The 23,941-nt window shown below is 75.1% G+C and carries 23 protein-coding genes; 18 read left to right on the forward strand and 5 right to left on the reverse strand.

The genetic code is table 11. From position 1 onward, the window contains the following. Positions 1-95 precede the first annotated feature (95 nt). From FJQ57_RS17460 to hemB, 7 genes are all read left to right on the forward strand, one after another. Positions 96-1,748 carry a class I adenylate-forming enzyme family protein gene (locus FJQ57_RS17460; RefSeq protein WP_139982768.1) on the forward strand — a complete coding sequence of 551 codons (1,653 nt, stop codon included), beginning with the start codon at positions 96-98 and terminating at the stop codon, positions 1,746-1,748. Then, positions 1,745-1,981, forward strand: a complete 237-nt coding sequence (locus FJQ57_RS17465) for a glutaredoxin family protein (protein ID WP_139982770.1) — start codon at positions 1,745-1,747, stop codon at positions 1,979-1,981. The genes FJQ57_RS17460 and FJQ57_RS17465 overlap by 4 nt, the downstream gene beginning before the upstream one ends. 156 nt (positions 1,982-2,137) lie before the next feature. After that, positions 2,138-2,794, forward strand: a complete 657-nt coding sequence (locus FJQ57_RS17470) for a redox-sensing transcriptional repressor Rex (protein WP_139982772.1) — start codon at positions 2,138-2,140, stop codon at positions 2,792-2,794. A 289-nt stretch (positions 2,795-3,083) separates the two neighbouring features. Next, positions 3,084-4,403 carry a glutamyl-tRNA reductase gene (locus FJQ57_RS17480; RefSeq protein ID WP_139982774.1) on the forward strand — a complete coding sequence of 440 codons (1,320 nt, stop codon included), beginning with the start codon at positions 3,084-3,086 and terminating at the stop codon, positions 4,401-4,403. After that, positions 4,400-5,368: a hydroxymethylbilane synthase gene (gene hemC, locus FJQ57_RS17485; RefSeq protein WP_246081884.1), complete on the forward strand. Its 969-nt coding sequence runs from the start codon at positions 4,400-4,402 to the stop codon at positions 5,366-5,368. The genes FJQ57_RS17480 and hemC overlap by 4 nt, the downstream gene beginning before the upstream one ends. 77 nt (positions 5,369-5,445) lie before the next feature. Next, positions 5,446-7,170 carry a bifunctional uroporphyrinogen-III C-methyltransferase/uroporphyrinogen-III synthase gene (locus FJQ57_RS17490; RefSeq protein WP_139982776.1) on the forward strand — a complete coding sequence of 575 codons (1,725 nt, stop codon included), beginning with the start codon at positions 5,446-5,448 and terminating at the stop codon, positions 7,168-7,170. A 121-nt stretch (positions 7,171-7,291) separates the two neighbouring features. Further along, positions 7,292-8,278, forward strand: a complete 987-nt coding sequence (gene hemB, locus FJQ57_RS17495) for a porphobilinogen synthase (protein ID WP_139982778.1) — start codon at positions 7,292-7,294, stop codon at positions 8,276-8,278. An 84-nt stretch (positions 8,279-8,362) separates the two neighbouring features. Here hemB and FJQ57_RS17500 read toward each other — a convergent pair whose 3' ends face one another. Then, positions 8,363-9,568, reverse strand: a complete 1,206-nt coding sequence (locus tag FJQ57_RS17500) for a lytic murein transglycosylase (protein WP_246081885.1) — start codon at positions 9,566-9,568, stop codon at positions 8,363-8,365. A 292-nt stretch (positions 9,569-9,860) separates the two neighbouring features. Between FJQ57_RS17500 and hemL the strand changes: the two genes are divergently transcribed. The 6 genes from hemL to ccsB are packed head-to-tail and all read left to right on the forward strand — an operon-like array spanning position 9,861 to position 15,887. Beyond that, the gene (hemL, locus tag FJQ57_RS17505; protein WP_139982782.1) at positions 9,861-11,204 is read left to right on the forward strand and encodes a glutamate-1-semialdehyde 2,1-aminomutase; all 1,344 of its coding nucleotides are present in this window, start codon (positions 9,861-9,863) and stop codon (positions 11,202-11,204) included. Then, the gene (locus FJQ57_RS17510; protein ID WP_139982784.1) at positions 11,201-11,881 is read left to right on the forward strand and encodes a histidine phosphatase family protein; all 681 of its coding nucleotides are present in this window, start codon (positions 11,201-11,203) and stop codon (positions 11,879-11,881) included. The genes hemL and FJQ57_RS17510 overlap by 4 nt, the downstream gene beginning before the upstream one ends. Further along, positions 11,878-12,438, forward strand: coding sequence for a TlpA family protein disulfide reductase (locus FJQ57_RS17515; RefSeq protein WP_139982786.1), 561 nt, complete (start codon positions 11,878-11,880; stop codon positions 12,436-12,438). The genes FJQ57_RS17510 and FJQ57_RS17515 overlap by 4 nt, the downstream gene beginning before the upstream one ends. Continuing rightward, entirely contained in the window at positions 12,431-13,198 is a 768-nt protein-coding gene (locus FJQ57_RS17520; RefSeq protein WP_139982788.1) for a cytochrome c biogenesis CcdA family protein, read from the forward strand. The genes FJQ57_RS17515 and FJQ57_RS17520 overlap by 8 nt, the downstream gene beginning before the upstream one ends. Then, positions 13,195-14,853 (forward strand): cytochrome c biogenesis protein ResB, encoded by a 1,659-nt coding sequence (gene resB, locus FJQ57_RS17525; protein WP_246081886.1) that lies wholly within the window; start codon positions 13,195-13,197, stop codon positions 14,851-14,853. Before FJQ57_RS17520 ends, resB begins: the two co-directional genes overlap by 4 nt. After that, on the forward strand, positions 14,850-15,887 hold the full coding sequence (gene ccsB / locus FJQ57_RS17530; protein WP_139982790.1) for a c-type cytochrome biogenesis protein CcsB: 1,038 nt from the start codon (positions 14,850-14,852) through the stop codon (positions 15,885-15,887). Before resB ends, ccsB begins: the two co-directional genes overlap by 4 nt. A gap of 130 nt (positions 15,888-16,017) precedes the next feature. Here ccsB and FJQ57_RS17535 read toward each other — a convergent pair whose 3' ends face one another. Beyond that, on the reverse strand, positions 16,018-16,221 hold the full coding sequence (locus FJQ57_RS17535; protein WP_139982792.1) for a hypothetical protein: 204 nt from the start codon (positions 16,219-16,221) through the stop codon (positions 16,018-16,020). Between the two features lie 70 nt (positions 16,222-16,291). On the opposite strand from FJQ57_RS17535, the gene FJQ57_RS17540 reads away from it, so the two are divergent. Then, positions 16,292-16,555 (forward strand): DUF4229 domain-containing protein, encoded by a 264-nt coding sequence (locus tag FJQ57_RS17540; protein WP_139982794.1) that lies wholly within the window; start codon positions 16,292-16,294, stop codon positions 16,553-16,555. 30 nt (positions 16,556-16,585) lie between these two features. Here the strand turns inward: FJQ57_RS17540 and FJQ57_RS23655 are convergent, their stop codons facing one another. Both FJQ57_RS23655 and FJQ57_RS17545 read right to left on the reverse strand, forming a co-directional pair. After that, the gene (locus FJQ57_RS23655; RefSeq protein ID WP_281284283.1) at positions 16,586-16,720 is read right to left on the reverse strand and encodes a hypothetical protein; all 135 of its coding nucleotides are present in this window, start codon (positions 16,718-16,720) and stop codon (positions 16,586-16,588) included. Between the two features lie 17 nt (positions 16,721-16,737). Then, on the reverse strand, positions 16,738-17,610 hold the full coding sequence (locus FJQ57_RS17545) for a 1,4-dihydroxy-2-naphthoate polyprenyltransferase (protein WP_139982796.1): 873 nt from the start codon (positions 17,608-17,610) through the stop codon (positions 16,738-16,740). Between the two features lie 44 nt (positions 17,611-17,654). On the opposite strand from FJQ57_RS17545, the gene FJQ57_RS17550 reads away from it, so the two are divergent. From FJQ57_RS17550 to FJQ57_RS17565, 4 genes are read left to right on the forward strand one after another with little or no spacing between them, the layout of a single operon-like run. After that, the gene (locus tag FJQ57_RS17550) at positions 17,655-18,629 is read left to right on the forward strand and encodes an AMP-binding protein (RefSeq protein ID WP_139982798.1); all 975 of its coding nucleotides are present in this window, start codon (positions 17,655-17,657) and stop codon (positions 18,627-18,629) included. Then, entirely contained in the window at positions 18,626-19,561 is a 936-nt protein-coding gene (locus FJQ57_RS17555) for an o-succinylbenzoate synthase (protein WP_139982800.1), read from the forward strand. The genes FJQ57_RS17550 and FJQ57_RS17555 overlap by 4 nt, the downstream gene beginning before the upstream one ends. Continuing rightward, the gene (menD, locus tag FJQ57_RS17560; RefSeq protein WP_139982802.1) at positions 19,558-21,192 is read left to right on the forward strand and encodes a 2-succinyl-5-enolpyruvyl-6-hydroxy-3-cyclohexene-1-carboxylic-acid synthase; all 1,635 of its coding nucleotides are present in this window, start codon (positions 19,558-19,560) and stop codon (positions 21,190-21,192) included. Before FJQ57_RS17555 ends, menD begins: the two co-directional genes overlap by 4 nt. A 32-nt stretch (positions 21,193-21,224) precedes the next feature. Continuing rightward, positions 21,225-23,102: a cation:proton antiporter domain-containing protein gene (locus FJQ57_RS17565; RefSeq protein WP_139982803.1), complete on the forward strand. Its 1,878-nt coding sequence runs from the start codon at positions 21,225-21,227 to the stop codon at positions 23,100-23,102. Here the strand turns inward: FJQ57_RS17565 and FJQ57_RS17570 are convergent. Then, a complete protein-coding gene (locus FJQ57_RS17570; RefSeq protein WP_139982805.1) occupies positions 23,092-23,916 on the reverse strand; it encodes an SDR family oxidoreductase in 825 nt (274 codons plus the stop codon). The genes FJQ57_RS17565 and FJQ57_RS17570 overlap by 11 nt on opposite strands. Positions 23,917-23,941 lie beyond the last annotated feature (25 nt).

The raw sequence follows: 23,941 nt of genomic DNA on the forward strand, positions 1-23,941 counted from the left end.
ACTGTAGGAGCAAGCCCACCCCGTCAGGTGACCCTCCGCGCCGGCCCGTCGTCCACGACGGGTCGACGGCGACGGCGGCTCGTAGACTGCCGCGCATGCCTGGCGCCCCCACCCCCGACCGAGCGGCCGGCCCCGTGGGCCTCCCGGGCCCGGCCGCGCTGGTCACGAGCGCCGCGGCCGAGCACCCCGACAAGCTCGCGATCGTCGAGGCCGGCGGCCGCAGCCTGACCTGGGCCGCCCTCGACGACGAGGTGGCGCGCGTGGCGACCGGGCTCGGGGCGGCCGGCGTCCTGGCCGGCTACCGGGTCGTGCTCGTGCTCGGCAACCGCCTCGAGTTCGTCACGACCTACCTCGGCACCCTGCGCGCCCAGGCGGTCGCCGTCCCGCTCAACCCCGTGTCCAGCGCCCGCGAGGTGGCCCGTGTCCTCGCCGACTGCGGTGCCCGGGTCGTCGTCGCCGACGTCGACACGGTGACCCTCGTGCGCGAGGCCGTCGCCGGTGTCGACGCCGCGCTCGCCGGCGCGCCCGGCACCCTCGACGACGACTTCCCGGCCGAGGTCCGCGACCGGCTCGTCCGCCCGCGGGTCGTGGTGGTCGGGGCGACGCTGCAGCCGGGGGAGCGGTCCTACGACCACCTGCGCGCCGACACGGCCCGCCCGGCGCCGCCGCTGCAGGACCCCGAGCGGGTCGCGGCCCTGCTCTACACCAGCGGGACGACGGGGCTGCCGCGCGCGGCCATGATCAGCCATCGTGCGCTCGCCGCCAACATCGAGCAGGTCGCCGAGGTCGAGCCGCCGATGGTCCACGGCGACGACGTGGTGCTGGGGGTGCTCCCCCTCTTCCACGTCTACGGGCTCAACGCGGTCCTCGGCACGGTGCTGCGCAGCCGGGCCAAGCTGGTCCTGGCCGAGCGCTTCGACCCCCAGGGCACCCTCGACCTCGTCGACGACGAGGCCTGCAGCGTGCTCCCGGTCGCGCCGGCCGTGTTCGCCCACTGGCGCGAGGTCGACCTCGACGGCCGGCTCGGACCGGTCCGGCTCGTGCTGTCGGGCTCCGCGCCCGTCGGCCCCGAGGTCACCGCCGCGTTCACCGCCCGCACCGGGGTGCCCGTCCACCAGGGCTACGGCCTGACGGAGGCGGCCCCCGTCGTCACCAGCACCCTCTGCTCCGCCGACCCGGCGCCCGGCAGCGTGGGCGCGCCCCTCGACGGGATCGAGCTGCGCCTGGTCGAGGAGACCGGACGGGTCGTGCCCCACGGGTCCGACGACCCCGGCGAGATCCAGCTGCGCGGCCCCAACCTGTTCAGCGGCTACTGGCCCGACGGGGCCGACGGTCCCGACGCCGAGGGCTGGTGGTCCACCGGCGACGTCGGGTTCGTCGACGCCTCCGGCGACGTCTTCCTGGTCGACCGGGTCAAGGAGCTGGTCATCGTCTCGGGCTTCAACGTCTACCCGGTCGAGGTCGAGCGGGTCGCGGCCGAGGTCGAGGGCGTCGCCGACGTCGCGGTGATCGGGGTGCCCGACGAGGAGACCGGCGAGGCCGTCGTCGCCTACGTCGTGGCGCCCGGGCGGGGCGTGGAGGCCACCGCCGAGGCGGTCCGGGCCGCGTGCGAGCGGTCCCTGGCGCGGTTCAAGGTGCCCGCGCGCATCGAGGTCGTCACGACCCTGCCGCACGGCACCACCGGCAAGGTGCAGAAGGGCCGGCTGCGCGGCCTTGAGCGCCGCCGCGCCCTGGGGCTGCTGGAGTGAGCGCGCGCGTCACGCTCTACTCCCGCGCGGGCTGCCACCTGTGCGAGGAGGCCGAGGCCGTGGTCGCCCGGGTCTGCGCCGACCTGGGGGAGGAGTACGCCGTGGTCGACGTCGACGGAGACCCCGAGCTGCAGCGCCGGTTCACCGACGAGGTCCCGGTGACCTTCGTCGACGGTCGCCAGCACGACTTCTGGCGGGTCGACGAGGCCCGCCTGCGCACCGCGCTGGCCTGAGCACGACGTCACTCCCCGGACCTGTCGCCGACACCCTCCGCGCAAGTCCCCGGGGACGTGTGCTAGGTCTCGCCGCCGGATTTTGTTCCCCCGTTCACAAAGTCCTACGGTGAACGGGTCGGTCCACCCCTTCCGGACCGTCTAGGAAGCAGAGCGGTGACCGCACGCAGCAGCAGCGAGAGCGCCCGGGAGATCCCAGAGGCGACGGTCGCGCGGCTGCCCGTCTACCTGCGGGCGCTGACGACCCTGGCCGACGACGGCACCCGCACCTGCTCCAGCGAGGAGCTGGCCCTGGCGGCCGGCGTCAACTCCGCCAAGCTCCGCAAGGACCTGTCCTACCTCGGCAGCTACGGCACCCGCGGCGTCGGGTACGACGTCGACTACCTGCGCTACCAGATCGCCCGCGAGATCGGCGTCACGCAGGACTGGCCCGTCGTCATCGTCGGCATCGGCAACCTCGGCCACGCCCTGGCCAACTACTCCGGCTTCCGCAGCCGCGGCTTCCGGGTCGTGGCCCTGCTCGACGCCGACGACACCCGCCACGGCGAGGTCGTCGCGGGCGTCGACGTACGACCGTTCGGCGACCTCGAGGAGATCGTCGCGACCCACGGCGTGGCCATCGGCGTCATCGCGACGCCCGCCCACGCCGCGCAGGACGTGGCCGACCGGATGGTCGGCTGCGGCATCACCAGCATCTTGAACTTCGCTCCCGGCGTGCTCGCCGTGCCCGAGGGCGTCGACGTCCGCAAGGTCGACCTGTCGATCGAGCTCCAGATCCTGGCCTACCACCAGCAGCGCAAGGCCGCGCTGTGACCGATCCCGTGACCAGTCCCGTGACCAGTCCCGTGACCAGTCCCGTGACCAGTCCCGTGACCAGTCCCGTGACCAGTCCCGTGACCAGTCCCGTGACCAGTCCCGTGACCAGTCCCGTGACCAGTCCCGTGACCAGTCCCGTGACCAGTCCCGTGACCAGTCCCGTGACCAGTCCCGTGACCAGTCCCGTGACCAGTCCCGTGACCAGTCCCGTGACCAGTCCCGTGACCAGTCCCGTGACCAGTCCCGTGACCAGTCCTGTGAGCCCGACGAGCGTGAGGAGCAACCCGTGAGCGTGCTGGTCGTCGGCATCTCCCACAACTCAGCCCCCGTGTCCGTGCTGGAGCGGGTGGCCCTGGACGCCCCGGGCGTGCAGAAGCTGCTCACCGACGCGGCCACCTGCGAGCACGTCACCGAGGCCGCGGTGGTCTCCACGTGCAACCGCGTCGAGGTGTACGCCGAGGTCGACCGCTTCCACGGCAGCGTGGAGTCCCTCTCGCGCCTGCTCGTCGAGCGCACCGGCGAGTCCGCCGAGTCGATGGTGCCCCACCTCTACGTCCACTACGACGACGGCGCGGTGGCCCACCTGTTCCGGGTGGCTGCCGGCCTCGACTCGATGGCCGTCGGCGAGGGCCAGATCCTCGGCCAGGCACGCGACGCGCTGCGCCTCGGCCAGGAGGTCGGCAGCGTCGGCCCCGCCCTGAACTCGCTGTTCCAGCAGGCCCTGCGCGTGGGCAAGCGCGCCCGCGCCGAGACCGGCATCGACCGCGTCGCCCCGACCCTGGTCACCGCCGGGCTCGACCGCGCCGACGCGTCCTCGACCACCGGCGAGGCCGTCCGCGGCAAGTACGTCGTCGTGGTCGGCGCCGGCGCGATGGCCGGCCTGGCCACCGCCACCGTCAGCCGGCTCGGCGCCGCCCACATCAGCGTGGTCAACCGCTCGCCGGAGCGCGCCCGCCGGCTCGCGACCGAGCACGGCGGCGTCGCCGTGGCCCTGGCCGACCTGGCCGACGAGCTGACCCGCGCCGACGTCGTGATCACCTGCACCGGGGCGACCGGGGTGCTCATCACCCGCGACATGGTCGCCCGGGCCCGCGAGGGCCTCGACCGTCCGCTCGCGCTGGTCGACGTGGCCCTGCCCCACGACGTCGAGCCCAGCGTCGGCGAGCTGCCGGGGGTCACCCTGACCGGCCTGGCCGAGCTCGCCGGCACCCTCGCGGGCAGCGACGCCGGCCGCGAGGTCGCCGAGGTGCGCCGCATCGTCAGCGAGGAGGTCACCGCCTTCCTCGCCGCCCGTCGCCAGGCCAGCGTCACCCCGACCGTGGTCGCGCTGCGCTCGATGGCCACGTCGGTCGTCGACGCCGAGATGGCCCGCCTCGAGGCGCGGCTGCCGGGCCTCGACGACCACGCCCGCGCCGAGGTGCGCCACGCCGTGCGCCGCGTCGCCGACAAGCTGCTGCACGAGCCGACGGTGCGCGTGAAGGCCCTGGCCAACGAGCAGGGCGCGGTGTCCTACGAGCGCGCGCTCGCCGAGCTGTTCGCGCTCGACCCCGAGGCCGTCGAGGCCGTCACCCGGCCCTCCGCGGTGGGGGAGGCCCCCGCCCCGTGAGCCCCACCCCTGCCCCCGTGCGCATCGGCACCCGCCGCAGCCTGCTGGCCACGACCCAGGCCGGCCACGTCGCCGACCTCGTGCGCAGCCGGCTCGGCCGCGAGGTCGAGCTGGTCGAGATCACCACCGACGGCGACCGCACCCAGGCCCAGGGCACCCCGCTGTCCACCCTGCCGGCCAGCAGCACCGGCGTGTTCGTCGGAGCGCTGCGCGAGGCGCTGCGCGACGGTCGCGTCGACGTGGCCGTCCACTCGCTCAAGGACCTGCCGACCCAGCCGGAGGACGACCTGGTCGTGGCCGCGATCCCGACCCGCGAGGACCCCCGCGACGTCGTGGTCGCCCGCGACGGCCTCACCCTCGGCGAGCTCCCCGTCGGCTCCCGGGTCGGCACGGGCTCGCCCCGCCGGGTCGCCCAGCTGCACGCCCTCGGCCTCGGTTTGGAGGTCGTCGGCGTCCGTGGCAACGTCGACTCCCGGATCGGCAAGGTGCGTGACGGCCAGCTCGACGGCGTCGTCCTCGCCCGCGCCGGTCTCGCCCGCATCGACCGCCTGGCCGACGCCACGGAGGTGCTCGACCCCTTGCAGATGCTGCCCGCCCCCGGCCAGGGTGCGCTCGCCGTGGAGTGCCGCGCCGACGACGCCCTCGCCGCCGAGCTCCGCACCCTCGACCACGCCCCCTCGCGCGCCGCGGTCGAGGCCGAGCGGGCCGTGCTCGCCACCCTCGAGGGCGGCTGCTCGGCCGCCATCGGCGCCCTCGCCGAGGTCGTCGAGGGCGAGGAGGGCGAGGAGCTGTGGGTGCGCGCCATCGCCCTGTCGCCCGACGGCGGCCTCTCGGTCCGCATGTCGGCCTCCGGCGCGCTCGACGACCCGGCCGGCCTCGGCGCCCGCCTGGCCGCCGAGATGCTCGCCGACGGGGCCGCCGAGCTCGACCCGCCCGGCGACGTACCGCCGCCCGTCACGCCCTAGACCCAGCACGACCAGCACGACCAGCACGACCCGCCAGTCCCACGCACGACACCACCACGTCAGCAGAGGTGCCCAGCATGACCCGAGCCAAGACCCCCGCCACCGCCGCGCGGGCCTCCGAGACCGTCGCCGACCGGATCGCCCGGTCGTGGGTCTCCTTCGTCGGCAGCGGGCCCGGTGACCCCGACCTGCTGACCGTGCGCGCCGTCGACCTGCTCCGCCAGGCCGACGTCGTGGTGACCGAGACCCCCGACCACGCCGCGCTGGTGCGCACCGTGCTCGGCCTGCCCACGCCCGCCGAGCCGGTCGAGCCCGCCGAGGGCGAGGCCGAGGTCGAGGTCGAGCAGGTCGGACCCGAGCTCGTCGACGGTGGCTTCGGCGACGACGGTCAGCCGCTGACCCACGCCGCGCGGGCCAAGGTCGTCGTCAAGCAGGCCAAGCGTGGCCTGCGCGTCGTCCGGCTGCTGGCCGGCGACCCGTTCCTCTACGCCTCGGGCCCCGAGGAGGCGCAGGCCTGCGCCAAGGCGGGCGTCGGCTTCGAGATCGTCCCCGGCGTCTCCTCGGTCGCCGCGGTCCCGGCGTACGCCGGCATCCCGCTGACCACCAAGGACCACCGCGAGGTGGCCGTCGTCAGCTGCGGCGACAACGCCGCCACCCGCACCGACTGGACGCCGTACGCCGACGGCCGCACCCTCGTGCTGCTCTCGGCCGTCGGCCAGATCGGCGACATCGCCGCCGCCCTCGTCGCGGCCGGCCGCTCGCCGGAGACCCCGATCGCGCTGACCCGCGTCGGCACCACGACCGAGCAGACCACCCTGACCTCGACGCTGGCGACCGTGGCCGCCGACGTGCGCGCCGCCCGCGTGGCCCCGCCCGCCGTCGTGGTGGTCGGCGACGTGGTCGACCTGCGCGGCACGCTGTCGTGGTTCGAGACCAAGCCGCTGTTCGGCTGGCGGGTGCTGGTGCCCCGCACCAAGGACCAGGCGGCCTCGCTGTCCTCCGGCCTGCGCGGCCACGGCGCGGTGCCCGAGGAGGTGCCGACCATCTCGGTCGAGCCGCCCCGCAACCCGCTGCAGATGGACAAGGCCGTCCGCGGCCTCGTCGAGGGCCGCTACGAGTGGATCGCCTTCACCTCGGTCAACGCGGTCAAGGCGGTGCGGGAGAAGTTCGAGGAGTACGGCCTCGATGCCCGCGCCTTCTCCGGCCTCAAGATCGCTGCGGTCGGCGACAAGACCGCCGCCGCCATCGCCGCTTGGGGCCTGCGCGCCGACCTCGTGCCGTCGGGCGAGCAGTCCGCCGCCGGCCTGCTCGAGGACTGGCCCGAGTACGACGAGGTCCTCGACCCGATCAACCGGGTCTTCCTGCCCCGCGCCGACATCGCCACCGAGACCCTCGTGGCCGGCCTGGTCGAGCTGGGCTGGGAGTGCGACGACGTGACGGCCTACCGGACCGTGCGCGCCACCCCGCCGCCCGCGCCGGTGCGCGACGCGATCAAGTCGGGCAAGTTCGACGCGGTCGTCTTCACCTCCTCCTCCACGGTGCGCAACCTCGTCGGCATCGCCGGCAAGCCGCACCCCTCGACGGTCATCGCGGTCATCGGCCCCGCCACTGCCAAGACCGCCGAGGAGCACGGCCTGCGGGTCGACGTGATGGCCCCCAAGCCCGACGTCGACGAGCTGGTCGGCGCCCTGGCCGACTTCGGCGCCGACCGCCGCCTCGCCCTGCTCGAGGCCGGCGAGCCCGTGACCAAGCCGTCCGACCGCAAGCCCGCCGCCCGGCGGTCCTCGCGCGCGAAGGCCTGACGGGGCTGGTGGGAGATTCTCCGGTTAAGCGGAGGATCTCCCACTTCTGGTCGGAAGTTCCCCGTCAGGAGTGGCAGTTTCTCCGCTTAACCGGAGATTTTGCCGGGCCCCAGGAGTCGACATGATCGAGATCGAGCGACCCGTCGTCCGACCGCGCCGGCTGCGGACGACGCCGGCGCTGCGGCGCGCGGTGGCGGAGACGTCGCTGGAGGCGCGGCAGCTGATCCTGCCCGTGTTCGTGCGCGAGGGGGCGACCGAGGCGCGGCCGATCACCTCGATGCCGGGCGTCGTGCAGCACAGCCCCGACACCCTGCGCGCCGCGGCCGCGGAGGCGGCCGAGCTCGGGCTGGCCGGGATCATGCTGTTCGGGATCCCCGAGCACAAGGACGCCGTCGGCTCGGGCGCCGTCGACCCCGACGGGGTGCTCAACCGGGCCATCGCCGACGTCGTCGCCGAGGTCGGCGACGCGCTGCCCGTGATGGCCGACCTGTGCCTGGACGAGTTCACCGACCACGGGCACTGCGGGGTGCTCGACGCCCGCGGCCGGGTCGACAACGACGCCACCCTCGAGGTGTACGCCGAGATGGCCCGCGCGCAGGCCGCGGCCGGCGCCCAGCTCGTCGGACCCAGCGGCATGATGGACGGGCAGGTGCGGGTCGTGCGCGACGCGCTCGACGGCGCCGGGCACACCGACGTCGCGGTCCTGGCCTACTCGGCCAAGTACGCCTCGGCCTTCTTCGGTCCGTTCCGCGAGGCCGTCGACTCCTCCCTGCAGGGCGACCGCCGCACCTACCAGCAGGACCCCGCCAACGGCCGCGAGGGCGTGCGCGAGGCGCTGCTCGACGTCGCCGAGGGCGCCGACATCGTGATGGTCAAGCCGGCCCTGGCCTACCTCGACGTGCTGTGGCGGGTGCGCGAGGCGGTCGACGTGCCGGTGGCGGCGTACAACATCTCCGGCGAGTACGCGATGGTCGAGGCCGCCGCGGCCCACGGCTGGATCGACCGCGAGGCGGCGATCGTGGAGACGCTGGTCTCGATCCGGCGAGCGGGCGCCGACCTGGTGCTCACCTACTGGGCCGCCGAGGCTGCGCGCCTGCTCGCCCGCTGACGCCGCACGACCGAGCACGACGAAGGCCCGCCGTCCCCGAGGGGAGGGCGGGCCTTCGGCGTGCCGGTCAGCGGCCGGATCGGCTCACGGCTTGGTGGTGTAGTCCTTGATGCACCGGTCGAACGGGTCGTCCTTCTTGAGCAGGTTGTCGACGTAGCCGTCGAGGGTGCACTGCACGATCGCCTGGGCGAGGGTCAGCACGTCGTCGACGGGCTTGATGCTCGTCTGGGGCAGGGAGGGCACGGTGACCGGGGCCGAGGGGAGCACGGCGCCGGGCTTCTTGCCGTCACCCTTGTCGTCGTCGGCCTCGGGCTGCTCGGCCGGGGCCGGCTCGTCGGGCTGCTCGGCCGGGGCTTCCTGGGCGGGCTCGACCGGACGGGCGGTCTGGCCGCCGCCGTTCTTGCCGCCCTGGTCGCCGCGACCGCCCTTGCCGCCCTGCCCGCCACCGGGGACGGTGTCGGCGGTGCGGGTGGGGGTGAGGAAGCCGGCGGCGACGGTGCCGTCGGGCACCTGGGTGAAGTCGCCGGCGAGGTAGGCGTCCATGATCGAGAGCACGAGGTCGACGTAGGACTCGGACTGGTTGTAGCGGAACACCGAGGACCGCTGGCCGGTCAGCGTGGACAGGTCACCCGCGGGGCCCTCGCCGGAGCAGAGGTAGACCGCGGCGGCCAGGGCGGCGTCGTCGACGTCCTGGGGGTTGCGCACGCCGTCGTTGTCGGCGTCGACGCCCACGGCGGCCCAGGTGGAGGGGATGAACTGCATCGGGCCGACGGCACGGTCGTAGGCGGTGTCGCCGTCGTACTGGCCGGCGTCGGTGTCACGGATCAGCGCGGTGCCGCCCGTGCCGGTCAGCGGCACGCCCAGGATGTCGGGCTTGGCGAGGCCGTCGGCGGTCAGCGTCGAGCCGCCGAAGCGGCCGTGGTCGGACTCGACGCGACCGATGGCGGCGACGAGCTGCCAGGGCAGCTTGCAGGCGGGGTCGGCTGCGTTGATGACGGTCTCGGCGCGCTGGTAGGCCGCGAGCGCCGCCGACGGGATGCCGTTGGTGGTGGAGGAGGCCACGATCTGCGTGGCGTCACCCTGGACGCCGCCGACGGTGCCGGTGACCTGGCCGCCGGGCGCCGACGGGTCGGAGAGCGACGCGGGGTCCTCGATGGCCTGGCTCGGCACCCCGGAGCCGTCGGGCAGCACGCCGGGGCTCTCGGCGGCCGGGGCCGACACGGTCGAGGCCGGGGACACCGACGCGGTCAGGCTGGCGGTCCACGCGGCCGAGAGAAGTGCGAGCGGCACCAGGGCCGCCGACTTCTGGACACGGCCGAAACGCGAGGTGGACAATCTGGGCTCCCTTGGGACGAGGCAGGACGCTCGTCTACCCCATGGCGTCCTCGATCGATCAACGAAGTCTCTCACGCAGGGTTACGGTCGTCACAAGATCCTTGTGAGGGTTGTCACTCCTCGCGACCACGGTGCACGCCGTCCCGCAGCGTGCCGCCCGTCGCGACGGGCCGGGCCGTGGTAGGGCGTGGCCGAGCGCACGTCGCCCCGGATCGCACCGTGTGGTCCGTCGAGGGACAATGGACGAGTGACCTCCCCTGCCGCCGGCGACGACGCCGGCAACCCGGGCTCGCGGGCGCTGTTCGACCGGGCGCGCGCCGTCATCCCGGGCGGCGTCTCGTCGCCCGTGCGGGCCTTCAACGCCGTCGGCGGCACCCCGCGCTTCATCCGATCGGCGCAGGGTGCCTGGCTCACCGACGCCGACGGCCACGAGCTCGTCGACCTCGTGTGCTCGTGGGGTCCGATGCTGCTCGGCCACGCCCACCCCGAGGTGCTGGCCGAGGTGCAGGCCGCGGTCGGCCGCGGCACGTCGTACGGCGCCCCGACCGAGCCGGAGCTCGAGCTCGGCGAGGAGATCGTCGCCCGGACGCCGGTCGAGCGGGTCCGCTTCGTCTCCTCCGGCACCGAGGCGACCATGTCGGTGGTGCGGCTCGCCCGCGGGTTCACCGGCCGCGACGTCGTGGTGAAGTTCGCGGGCTGCTACCACGGCCACGTCGACGCCCTGCTGGCCTCGGCCGGCTCCGGCCTGGCCACCTTCGCCGTCCCCGGCACCCCCGGCGTCCCCGCCTCCTCGACCGCGCTCACCCTCGTCCTGCCGTACGGCGACCGCGCGGCCGTCACGGCCGCCTTCGCCGAGCACGGCGAGCGGATCGCCTGCCTGGTCACCGAGGCCGCCCCCGGCAACATGGGCGTGATCGCGCCCGAGCCCGGCTTCAACGCCTTCCTGGCCGAGACCTGCCGCGCCCACGGCGCCCTGTTCGTCACCGACGAGGTGATGACCGGCTTCCGGGCCTCCCGCCAGGGGCAGTGGGGGCTCGACGGAGCCGTGGAGGGCTGGGTACCCGACCTCATGACGTTCGGGAAGGTGATGGGCGGCGGGTTCCCCGCCGCGGCGTTCGGCGGCCGCGCCGACGTGATGTCGATGCTGGCGCCCGAGGGGCCCGTCTACCAAGCGGGCACCCTCTCGGGCAACCCGGTCGCGACGACGGCGGGCCTGGCCACGCTGCGCCGCGCGACCGACGAGGTCTACGCCCACCTGCACGCGGTGGGCGAGACCATCAAGGCCGCGACCACGGCCGCGCTCGACGCCGCCGGCGTCGCGCACGTGGTGCAGTCGACCGGGACGATGTTCTCGGTGTTCCTCTGCGAGGGGCCGGTGCGCGACTTCGACGACGCCTCGCGCACCGACCAGGCGGCGTACGCCGCGTTCTTCCACGCGATGCTCGACGCCGGGGTCTACCTCCCGCCGTCGGCCTTCGAGGCGTGGTTCGTCTCCGCCGCCCACGACGAGCGGGCCGTCCAGGTCGTGCTCGACGCGCTGCCGGGCGCGGCGCGGGCCGCCGCCGGCGCGCAGCAGGGGGCCGCGCGGTGACCCCCGACACCGTCGTCCACCTCGTCCGCCACGGCGAGGTCCACAACCCCGAGGGCGTGCTCTACGGCCGCCGCCCGGGCTTCCACCTCTCCGAGCTCGGACGGCAGATGGCCGAGAAGACCGCGGCCGCCCTGGCCGGGCGCGACATCGTGCACCTGGTCACCTCGCCGCTGGAGCGGGCACGCGAGACCGCGGCCCCCCTCGCCCTGGCGCGCGGGCTCGACCCCCACGTCGACGAGCGCGTGCTGGAGTCGACCAGCCACTTCGAGGGCGACACCTTCGAGACCGGCGGCCGCGCCCTGCTGCACCCCGGCAAGTGGCGCCACCTGTGGAACCCGCTGCGCCCCTCCTGGGGCGAGCCGTACGCCGAGATCGCCGCGCGCATGCTGGCCGCGGTGCACGACGCGCGCGAGCAGGCGACCGGGCACGAGGCCGTGGTCGTCTCCCACCAGCTGCCCATCTGGACGACCCGGATGTCGGTCGAGCGCCGCCGCACCTTCCTGCACGACCCGCGCAAGCGCCAGTGCACCCTGTGCTCGGTCACCTCGCTGCGCTTCGTCGGCGACCGGGTGACCCAGGTCGTCTACAGCGAGCCGGCCGGCGACCTCATCCCGGTGCACGCCAAGTCGGCGCCGTTCTCGGCCGGCGGCGCCCCCGAGGAGAAGAGACCCACGTGACCCGTCCCGGTGCCCTCCTGGTGTGCGTCACCGTCGTGCTCGGCCTGCTCCTGGCCGGGTGCAGCGGGGGCGTGCAGGGCACCGGCGACGCCAACTACGCCGAGGACAACGCCGTCCAGACGGTCCCCCCGGGCGAGCGGGGCGACCCGGTCGAGATCTCCGGCACCTCGCTGCAGGGCGAGCCGGTCGACCTGGCCGACTACCGCGGCGACGTCGTCGTGCTGAACTTCTGGGGCTCCTGGTGCAACCCCTGCCGCGACGAGGCACCCGTGCTCAAGACGGCCTCCGAGGAACTGGACGCGGTCTTCCTGGGCGCCCAGCTGCGGGCCGACAGCACCGCCGCCTCGATCGCCTTCGAGGAGGAGTTCGGCATCACCTACCCCACGATCGCCGACGGGGGCTCCTCCGCGCTCGCGCTCGGCCGCTGGGCCCCGCGCGCAGCGCCCTCGACGGCCGTCCTCGACCGCGAGGGGAGGGTCGCCGCACTCATCAGCGGCGTGGTGCCCTCGGTGATCACGCTGGAGGAGCTCGTCGAGGAGGCGGGCGCCGATGGGTGAGTGGTTCCAGCAGCAGGCCGGCGCCGGCCCGCTCGCGCTCGCGCTCCCCGTGGCCGCGGTCGCCGGCCTGGTCTCCTTCTTCAGCCCCTGCGTCATCCCCCTGCTGCCGGGCTACCTCTCCTACGCCACCGGCGTCTCGGGTGCCGACCTCGCCGACGGGCGGGCGAGCGAGCGCCGCGGCCGGATGCTGCTCGGCTCGCTGCTCTTCGTCCTCGGCTTCACCGTCGTCTTCGTGCTGTACGGCGTCGCGGTCGGCGGCGTGGGCCTGTGGCTCCAGCGGTACGCCGACACCATCACCTTCGTCATGGGCCTGCTGCTCATCGTGCTGGGCCTCGTCTTCGCGGGCGTCGTGCCGTGGCTCCAGCGGGAGTGGCGCATCCACTCGATGCCGGCCGTCGGGCTCGGGGCGGCGCCGCTGATCGGCGCGTTGTTCGCGCTCGGGTGGACGCCGTGCGTGGGCCCGACCTACAGCGTGATCGTCTCGCTCACCTACTCCACCGACGGCGCCACAGCCAGCCGCGGGGCGGTGCTCTCGGCGGCGTACGCTCTGGGCCTCGGCATCCCCTTCATCCTCGTCGGGGTGTTCTACGCCCGCTCGCTGCGCGCGCTGCGCTGGGTCCGTCGCCACCAGCTGGTCGTCATGCGGGTCGGCGGCGCGATGCTCGTGCTCGTCGGGCTGATGCTCGTCACCGGCTGGTGGGACCAGGCCATGCAGTGGGTCCAGCTCCGGCTCGTCGGCGGGTTCGAGGTGGCGGTGTGACCGACGTCCGCGAACGCCCCGCCGCCGGGCCCGGTGCCGGCGACCGCCGTCCCGGCGAGCTCGGGGCGCGCGAGCTGGGCCGCTGGACCTGGCGCCAGCTCACCTCGATGCGCACCGCGCTGGTGCTGCTGCTCCTGCTGGCCCTGGCGGCCGTGCCGGGCTCGGTCGTGCCCCAGGAGGGCGTCGACGCCCTGGCCGTCTCGCGCTGGAAGGCCGACCACCCGACGCTGGCGCCGGTCTACGAGCGGCTCGGCCTCTTCTCGGTCTACGACTCGGCGTGGTTCTCCGCGATCTACCTGCTGCTCATGGTCTCGCTCGTGGGCTGCATCATCCCCCGCACCCTCGTCTACGCCCGGGCGATGCGGGCGCAGCCGCCGGCCGCGCCGCGCAACCTCTCCCGGCTGCCCGACCACCGCTCCTACCGCACCGACCTCGACGCCGACGAGGTGCTCGACCGGGCTCGCGCCGCGCTCCGCGGGCGCCGCTACCGCCTGCGCCGCGACCAGGACGGCGCGGTCAGCGCCGAGAAGGGCTACCTGCGCGAGGCCGGCAACCTGCTCTTCCACGTCTCGCTGCTCGTGGTGCTCGCGGGCTTCGCCTGGGGCTCGCTGTTCGGCTACCAGGGCGGCGTGATCGTGCTCCAGGGCGGCACCTTCGTCAACACCGCCGCGGCCTACGACGACCTCGACCCGGGCAGCCAGTTCGGTCCCGAGGACTTCGACCCCTTCGACTTCACCGTCGACGACTTCGACATCACCTGGCTGACCTCCGGGCCGGCGTACGGCACGGCGCGGGAGTTCAGCGCCGCCCTGCGCTACCGCGAGAGCCCCGGCGCCCCCGAGCGCACCTACGACCTCCGGGTCAACCACCCGCTGACCGTCGACTCCACCGACGTGTTCCTCATCGGCCACGGCTACGCACCCGTCATCACCGTGCGCGACGGCCGCGGCGAGGTGGTCTACGACGGCCCGACGGTGTTCCTGCCCCAGGACCAGACCTTCCTGTCCTACGGCGTGGTCAAGGCCCCGAGCGCGCAGCCCGGCCAGATCGGGCTCGACGGCGTGCTGTTCCCGACGTTCGAGATGAACGCCGACGGCGACCCGGTGACGGTGTTCCCCTCCCCGGAGAACCCGCTGGTCTCCATGAACGTCTGGACCGGCGACCTCGGCCTCGACGACGGGGTAGCCCAGTCGGTCTACGTGCTCGACACCGACGCCGCGACGCCGGTCGAGGGTCCCGACGGCCGGCAGCTGCGCATCGACCTGCGCCCCGGCGAGACCGAGCAGCTGCCCGACGGGCTCGGCTCGGTGACCTTCGAGGGCGTGCAGCCGTGGGTCCGGGTGCAGGTCAGCAAGACCCCCGGCAAGGAGCTCGCGCTCGCGGGCGTCGTGCTCGCGCTCGTGGGCCTGCTCGGGTCGCTGTTCATCCGGCCGCGACGGATCTGGGTCCGCGCGGTGCCGGTGGCGGCCGCGCCGGCGGGGGCGGGACCCGACGGGGACGACGTGGGTGCCGACGGTGACCAGGTCGGTGGGACCATGGTGGAGGTGGGCGTGCTCGACCGCTCCGGCGGCGCCGACCTCACCGACGTGCTCGACGAGATCGTGGCCGACCTGCGCACCGCAGCCGGCCGGCCGACCGAGGAGGAGACGGCGTGACCGACGCGGCGTGGGAGACGCTCAGCAACCAGGCCATCGGCGCCGCGGGGGTGGTCTACTTCATCGCCCTGCTCGTGACCCTGGCCGAGTGGGCCAGCCTGCGGCAGGTCGCGACGACCGAGCCCGCGGTGGCGGGCGCCGGTGCGGCCGGCGAGGCCGGCGGTGTCGCGGTGGCGACCCGCCAGGGGCCGGAGGGTGGTGACGACGCGACCGCGCGGCGTACCGACTTCCTCGGCCGGCTCGGCGTCCTGCTCACCGTCCTCGCCTGCGCGGCCCACCTCGTGGCCCTGCTGGGGCGCGGCATGGCCGCCGACCCCAACCGGGTGCCGTGGGGCAACATGTACGAGTTCACGATCTCGGGCACCTTCGTGGTGACGCTGATCTACCTCGTGCTGATGCGCAGGTACGCCCTGCAGTGGATGGCGCCGCTCGTGCTGACCTTCGTCACCGCGACGCTCATGGTCGCGGTCATCTGGCTGCACGACGAGGTCGCCCCGCTGACCGAGGCCCTCAACTCCTACTGGCTGGTCATCCACGTCGTCTCGGCCGTCATCGCGACCGGCGCCTTCACCGTGGCCGGCCTGCTGTCGATCGTCTACCTCGTCAAGCTCCGCCGCGGCGGCGACGCGGCCGCGCGCCCGGGCTCACGGGTGCCGCCCCTCGCGGTCCTCGACCGGGTCTCCTACCGCATCCACGCCTTCGCGTTCCCGGTGTGGACCTTCGCGGTCCTCATCACCGGTCCGATCTGGGCCCACGAGGCCTGGTCGCGCTACTGGAACTGGGACCCCAAGGAGGTCTGGGCGTTCATCACCTGGGTCGTCTACGCCGCCTACCTGCACGCCCGCGCCACGGCCGGGTGGAAGGGCCGCAACGCCGCGATCCTGGCCTGCGTCGGCATGGCGACGCTGTGGTTCAACTTCATCGGCATCAACTACTTCTCCTCGACCAGCCAGCACTCCTACGCCGGCGCCGAGGCCCCCGCGGCCGTCGCCGACGTCGTGCCGGGTGGTCCGTCCGGGTCGGCCGGGGGCTGACCGTCTCTGCCCGGTGCGGGCAGGGAGCTTCGTCGATGCACTTGAGGTTCACCACCCAGGTGGTGGATCTCGACCCCGACTGGCCGCGGCGCCGGCTCTGACCACCCACTGCCCACCGGGGCGGCAGCGGTCAGTCGGCCGGGTCCTCGGGCTCGCGACGCTTGCGGTCGAGGTCGCGCAGGAAGTCCTCGTCGTCGTCGGGGGCGACGATGCGGCGCGGCTCGGGGCGCTGCCGCGGACGGGGCTGGGGCATCACGCCACGCTGCTGGAAGACGCGCACCAGCAGGTAGGTCGCCAGCGCGAAGACGGCGAGGATGAACAGGAACCGCAGCACGCCTCCAGGGTAGGCCGACGGTGGTCACCGCACAGCCGGCGGCCCGTGGACCGACGGCTAGGGTGGCGGCGTGAAGGAGTTCGTCGTCTACACCCTGCTGCGGCTCGCGCTGTTCCTGCTGACCTGGGGCGCGGTCACCGGGGCCTGGCTGCTGGCGACCGACAAGGCCCCGATCGGGCTGACCTTCATCATCGCCCTCGTGCTCAGCGGCATCGGGTCCTACTTCGTGCTCGCCGGCCCGCGGGCCAAGCTGGCCAACCACGTCGAGGCGCGCGCCGAGCGCGCGACGGCCGCGTTCGAGGAGCGCCGCGCGCGCGAGGACGCCGACGACTGAGCCCCCGCGTCGGCCGGCCGTCGACCGGGGTCAGTCGCGGCGGCGGTCGAGGTGGCGCTGCACGCGGCGCTCGGGCTGGCCGAGGACCTTGGCCAGCAGCGGCACGCGGAACTTCCAGGCCGCCACGAGGGCGACGACCACGAGCAGGATGACGAAGAAGGTCATGGCCTGACCGTACGCCGTCAGGCCAGCACGAGCGGCGCGGCGACGAGCACGGCCCAGACCAGCTCGGCCAGGCCGGTGGTCTGCAGCACCGGGATGAGGCCGGGTCCGGTGGCGCCGCGCAGCACGACGGCGACGCCGCGGCCGCCGAGCACGAGGAACCCGAGGCCCACCAGCGCCCACCACGTCGTCAGGGCGGCGACGAGCACGACCGCGACGGCCGCGAGGCCGACCAGGCCGGCGTACAGCAGGCGGGTGCGGTGGTCGCCGAGACGCACGGCGAGGGTCTGCTTGCCGACCTCGCGGTCGGTGGGGATGTCGCGCAGGTTGTTGGCGACGAGGATCGCGCAGGCCAGGGCGCCGATGCCGACCGCGGCCGCGACGGCGTCGAGCGACCAGGCCTCCACCTGCACGTAGTAGGTGCCGACGACCGCGACCAGGCCGAAGAACACGAAGACCATGACCTCGCCGAGCCCGAGGTAGCCGTAGGGCTTCGAGCCGCCGGTGTAGTACCAGGCGGCGAGGACGCTGACCAGGCCCACGGCGACCAGCCACCAGGCCGTCGTGGCGGCCAGCACGAGGCCGGCCACGCCGGCGACCCCGAAGGCCAAGAACGCGGCCCGCTTGACCGCCGCGGGCGGGGCGAGGCCGGTGGCGGTGAGCCGCACCGGGCCGACCCGGGCGTCGTCGGTGCCGCGGATGCCGTCGGAGTAGTCGTTGGCGTAGTTGACCGCCACCTGCAGCGCCAGGCTGACGACCAGGGCGAGCAGGGCCTTCCACCAGACCTCGCCGTCGTCGAACGCCGCCACGGCGGAGCCGGCGAGCACGGGGGCGACCGCCGCCGGCAGCGTGCGCGGACGCGCGCCCTGGACCCACTGCGCCGCCGTCGCCACGGGTGGGATTCAAGCAGCCCACCCGGGGCCGTAGCCTCGGCAGGGTGGAGACGGGCGAGCTGCGGCGGTGGCTGGAGGCCGCCGACGACCCCGCGCCGCTCGTCGTCGAGACCTCCGGCTCGACCGGCCGGCCCAAGCGGGTCGTGCTGCCCCGGCGGGCGGTCCTGGCCTCGGTGGTCGCCACCGAGCGACGCCTCGGCGGGTCGGGCCGCTGGGCGCTCAAGCTGCCCCCGTCGTACGTCGCCGGGCTGCAGGTGGTGTGCCGCTCGCTCGTCGCGGGCCACGAGCCGTTCACCGGCGAGGGGTGGCCCGAGGGGGTCGGCTGGTTCACCAGCCTGGTGCCGACCCAGCTGCGCCGCCTCCTCGACGACGAGGGCGAGGTCGAGGCCCTGCGCCGCGCCCACACCGTCCTGCTCGGCGGCGGCCCCGCCGACCCGGCCCTGCGCACCCGCGCGGCCGAGGCGGGCGTGCGGGTCGTGGCCACCTACGGGGCGGCCGAGACCGCCGGCGGCTGCGTCTACGACGGCGTGCCGCTCGACGGCGTCGGCGTGCGCATCGCGGTCAGCGGGCGCATCGAGGTCACCGGGCCCACGCTGTTCGCCGGCTACGAGGGCGAGCCCGGGCTGACCGCCGAGGTGCTGGTCGACGGGTGGTTCCGCACCGCCGACGCCGGCCGCATCGACGACGACGGCCGCCTGCAGGTGCTGGGCCGCCTCGACGACGTCGTGGTCAGCGGCGGCGTCAACGTGCCCGGCCCGGCCGTGGCCGCCCGGCTGCGCGCCCACCCGGCCGTGCGCGACGCCGAGGTCGTCGGCGTGCCGGACGAGGAGTGGGGCCACCGGCTCGTGGCGTTCGTCGTGGGCCCGGTCTCCGAGGCCGAGGCCCGCGCGTGGGTCGCTGCCGAGCACCCCCGGTCGTGGGCGCCGCGCCAGGTCGTCGGGGTCGAGGAGATCCCGCTGCTGGCCAACGGCAAGCCCGACCGGGTGCGCCTGCGGGCGCTGGCCGGAGCGGCGTCGTGAGGGTCCTGAGCGTGCCCATGCGCACCCGCTTCCGCGGCATCACCACGCGCGAGGTCGCCCTCGTCGAGGGGTCGGCCGGGTGGGGGGAGTGGTCGCCCTTCCTCGAGTACGACGCCGCGGTGGCCGCCCCCTGGCTGGCCTGCGCCCGCGAGGCGGCGGCCGGCGACTGGCCCGCGCCGGTGCGCGACCGGGTGCCGGTCAACGTCACCGTGCCCGCCGTCGGCCCCGAGCAGGCCCACGCGACCGTGGTCGCCGGCGGCTGCACCACGGCCAAGGTCAAGGTGGCCGAGCCCGGCCAGGCCCTGGCCGACGACGAGGCCCGCCTCGAGGCCGTGCGCGACGCCCTCGGACCCGACGGGCGGGTGCGGGTCGACGCCAACGGGCTCTGGTCGGTCGAGGAGGCCGTCACCGCGATCAGGCGGCTCGACCGCGCCGCCGGCGGCCTGGAGTACGTCGAGCAGCCGGTCGCGGCCGTCGAGGATCTCGCGCGCGTGCGCCGCCGCGTCGACGTCCCGGTCGCGGCCGACGAGTCGATCCGCCGGGCCGACGACCCCTACCGGGTGCGCGACCTCGAGGCGGCCGACGTGGCGGTGCTCAAGGTGCAGCCGCTGGGCGGCGTGCGGGCCTGCCTGCGCATCGCCGAGGACATCGGCCTGCCGGTCGTCGTCTCCAGCGCGCTGGAGACCTCGGTCGGCATCGCGGCCGGTCTCGCGCTGGCCGCCGCCCTGCCCGAGCTGCACCACGCCTGCGGGCTGGCCACGGTGCAGCTGCTCACCGACGACGTCGCGGTCGCGCCGCTGCTGCCGGTCGAGGGCCACCTCCCGGTCGGTCGGCCCGCCGTCGACCCGGCAGCGCTCGACCGGCTGGCCGCCCCCGCCGACCGGGTCGCCTGGTGGACCGACCGCCTGCGCGACGTCGAGGCGGTCCGGTGAGCAGCCACACCGCCACCGACCTGGCCCGCGACGTCGTGCGGCGGCTGCTCGACGCCGGCGTCGAGGAGGTCGTGGTCGCCCCGGGCAGCCGCAACGCCCCGCTGTCCTTCGCCGTGCACGACGCCGCCGCCGCGGGCCGGCTGCGGCTCCACACCCGGGTCGACGAGCGGTCGGCCGGGTTCCTCGCGGTCGGCCTGGCCCGCAGCCACCGCCCCACCGCCGTGGTCTGCACGTCGGGCACGGCCGTGGCCAACCTCCACCCCGCCGCCCTCGAGGCCACCCACGTCGGGCTGCCGGTCGCCTTCGTGACCGCCGACCGGCCGGCCCGGCTGCGCGGCACCGACGCCAACCAGACCACCGACCAGGTCGGCGTCCTCGGGCCGCTCCTGGCGACCCGCGACCTCGACGCGCCCGGCCCGCTCGACCTGCCCCTCCGGTCCGACGGGCGCCTCGCCGGCCCGGTGCACCTCAACGTGCAGCTCGACGAGCCGCTGCTGCCCGACGGCCCGTGGGTCCTCGACCCCGCCCCCGAGCGTGCGCCCTCGACCGCCACCGCCCGCCGGGAGCCGCCGCCCGCGACCGAGCTCGTCCGCGGGCCGCGCACCGTCGTCGTCGCGGGCGACGACGCCGGGCCGGCCGCCCGGCGGCTGGCCGAGCGGTCCGGCTGGCCCCTGCTGGCCGAGCCGTCCTCCGGCGCCCGCACCGGCGCCGCCGCCCTGCGCTGCTACCGCCTGCTGCTCGCCACCGACCTCGGCGCGGCCGTCGAGCGGGTCGTCGTCCTCGGCCGCCCCACGCTGTCGCGGCCCGTGAGCCGGCTGCTGGCCCGCGACGACGTCGAGGTGCACGAGGTGACCGCCACCGGCGCGTGGAGCGCCCGGCCCTACCCGGTCACGTCCTCGGCGCCGGCCTTCGCGCTGACCGGCAGCGGCGAGGGCGAGCAGCCCGACGACCCCGCCTGGGCCGCCGCCTGGCACGAGGCCGACCGCGCGGTCGGTCGCCGCCTCGACGCCCTCCTCGCCGCGGAGGCCGACCTGACGCCGTACGAGGTGGCGGGGACGGTGCACGCCGCGCTCGACCCGGGCATGCAGCTGGTCGTCGGCGCCTCCAGCCCGATCCGCGACCTCGACCTGGTCGCCCGTCCGACGCCGGTGGGGGAGCGGCGCAAGGTCGTGGCCAACCGTGGCCTGGCCGGCATCGACGGCACGGTCTCGACCGCGATCGGGGCCGCGCTCGGCCGGCCAGAGGGGCCCACGCTGGCCCTGCTCGGCGACGTGACGTTCCTCCACGACAGCAACGGCCTGGTGCTCGGCCCGCACGAGCCGCGGCCCGACCTGGTCGTCGTGGTCGCCAACGACGACGGCGGCGCGATCTTCTCCATGCTCGAGCAGGGCGCCGAGCACGGGCACCCCGAGCACGGCGCGCGGTTCGAGGCGCTGTTCGGCACCCCGCACGGCGTCGACCTCGCCTCCCTGTGCGCGGCGACCCGCACCCCGCACACCCGCGTCGACTCCCTGCCCGAGCTGCAGCAGGTGCTGCGCTCGCCCAACGGCGGCATCGAGGTCGTCGAGGCCCGCGTCCGGCGCGACGGCCGCCGCGCCCTCGACGAGCGCATCCGGGCCCTGCGCCCCTGACCCCCTCGGGCCCCGGCTGGCACGATGGGCCGGTGGAGATCGCCCTGCTGCTCGTCGGACTCGCGGTCGCCGTCCTGGCCATCACGGCCGCCGCCGACCGCATCGACGTCCCGGCGCCGCTGGTGCTGGTCGTCGCCGGGGCCGCGGCGTCGTACGTGCCGGGCGTGCCCGACGTCCAGCTCGAGGCCGAGGTCGTGCTGCTCGGCCTGCTGCCGCCGCTGCTCTACGCCACCGCGATCCAGACCTCGCTCGTCGACTTCAACGCCAACCGCCGCTCGATCCTGCTGCTCTCGATCGGGCTCGTCGTCTTCACCGCCGCCGGCATCGCGCTCGTCGTCAAGGCCCTGCTGCCCGACCTCGGGTGGGGTGCGGCGTTCGCCATCGGCGCGGTCGTCGCGCCGCCCGACGCGGTCGCGGCCACCGCGGTCGGCCGCCGGATCGGGCTGCCCCGGCGGATCACCACGATCCTCGAGGGCGAGTCGCTGCTCAACGACGCCACCGCCCTGGTCTCGCTGCGCACCGCGATCGCCGCGGGCGGCCTGGCCGCCGACCACCACGACCGCGTGACCGCGTTCAGCGTGGCGCTCGACTTCCTCGTCGCGGCCGGCGGCGGCGTGCTGATCGGCCTGGCCTTCTTCGTCGTCGTGGCCCGGCTGCGGCGCCACGTCGAGGACCCGCTCCTCGACACCGGCATCTCCCTGGTCGTCCCCTTCGCGGCGTACGTCGCGGCGGAGGAGGTGCACGCCTCGGGCGTCATCTCCGTCGTGGTCGCCGGGCTGCTGCTCGGCCACAAGGCGCCGCTCCTGCAGACCGCCCAGAGCCGGATCGCCGAGCGCAACAACTGGCGCACCATCGCCTTCGTCCTGGAGAACGCGGTCTTCCTGCTCATCGGCCTGCAGGCCTCGATGATCCTCGAGGGCGTCGACGACAGCGGCGTCTCCGGTGGGCGGGCCGCGGTGATCTGCGCCGCCGCCCTGGTCGGCGTGATCGTGCTGCGGCTGCTGTGGGTCTTCCCCGCGCGCTACCTCATCGTCCGGCCCGGCGGGCTGACCGAGGAGCGGCGCCGCCCGCCGGTGGCCTACACGTTCCTGCTCGGGTGGGCCGGCATGCGCGGCGTCGTCACGCTCGCGGCGGCGTTCGTGATCCCCGAGGAGACGCCCTACCGCGACCTGCTCCTGCTGGTCGCGTTCACGGTCACGGCCGGCACCCTGATCATCCAGGGCGCGACGCTGCCGTGGCTCGCCCGGCGGTTGGAGGTGCCCTCGCCCGACCCGATGGACGACGCGCTGGCCCGCGCGACCCTGCTCCAGCAGGCGTCCAAGGCCGGGTTCCGCCACCTCAAGGAGACCGACGTCGACGACGTCCACGGCGTCGGGGCGCTGATCAAGCAGCGCATCGAGCAGCGCAACTTCGCCGCCTGGGAGCGGCTCGGCACCACCGCCGACGAGGAGACGCCGAGCGAGGTCTACTCCCGCATCCGGCTGTCGATGATCGAGGCCGAGCGGACGCGGGTGCTGGAGATCCGCTCCGAGGGCAGCGTGCCGTCGGTGGTTGTCGCGCAGGTGCTGGCCATGCTCGACATCGAGGAGTCGATGCTCGACCGCGCCACCCAGGAGCGCGCCGACCTGCGCACCTCCTCCCTGCGTCGGCCGGGGGAGGAGTGCGAGCACCTCGAGGCCCACCCCGTCACGACCACGCAGACCGACGGCACCTGCCCGCAGTGCGTGGCCGCCGGCCACCGGTGGGTCGCCCTGCGCCAGTGCCTGACCTGCGGGTTCGTCGGCTGCTGCGACTCCTCGCCCGACCGGCACGCCACGGCCCACTTCCACGAGACCGGCCACCCGGTCATGGAGTCCGCCGAGCCCGACGAGGACTGGCGGTGGTGCTACGTGCACCACCTCACGGCCTGAGGGTGTCCTCCAGGGTCCGCGGGGCGTGCCCGGTGACCCGCTGCACGTCGTCGGTGACCCCGGCGCACGACCCGTCGGCGATCGCGGTGTAGGTGCTCACCCACGCGTCGACCTGCCAGTCGGGCGTGCCCGGCCAGCCGGCGCGGCGCGAGGCCCAGGCCTCCTCGACCGTCTCGCGCTCGTAGCGCAGCTCGCGGCCCAGCACCGCGCCCGCCCGGGCCGCCACCTCGTCGAGGGTCAGCGCCTCCGGCCCCGTCAGCGTGTACGTCGCCCCCGCGTGCGCGGCCGGGTCGCGCAGCACCGCGACCGCGACGTCGGCCACGTCGGCGCGGGCCACGCCGGCCACCCGCCCGTCGCCGGCCGGGCCCCGCAGCACGCCGTCGGCGTCGGCGAACTGCGGCAGCACGTCGAGGTAGAAGTTGTCGCGCAGGAACGTGGACGCCATCCCGCTGGCGCGGATCGCCTGCTCGGTGTCGTGGTGGTCGCGGCCGAGGGTGAACGTCGCGTCCGGCGCCGCCCCGGCGAAGGACGTGTAGACCACGTGCCGCACCCCGGCCCGGGCCGCCGCCTCGACGAAGGTCCGGTGCTGGTCGCGCCGGTGCTCGTCCTCGGCCGCCGAGACCATGAGCAGCACGTCCACGCCCGCCAGCGCCGCCTCGGCCGCCGGCCCGTCGTCGTACGACGCGGTGCGGACGTCGAGGCCGAGGTCGGGCGCCCGGGCGGGGTCGCGGACGAGCAGCCGGGGGCCGAGGTCGGCCAGGGCGCGGGCGACGGGGCCGCCGAGGGCCCCGGTGGATCCGGTGAGGGCGAGCACGCCCCCGAGCCTCGCACGGGGAGGG

The organism is Nocardioides litoris, assembly GCF_006346315.1.
GTDB lineage: Bacteria > Actinomycetota > Actinomycetes > Propionibacteriales > Nocardioidaceae > Nocardioides > Nocardioides litoris.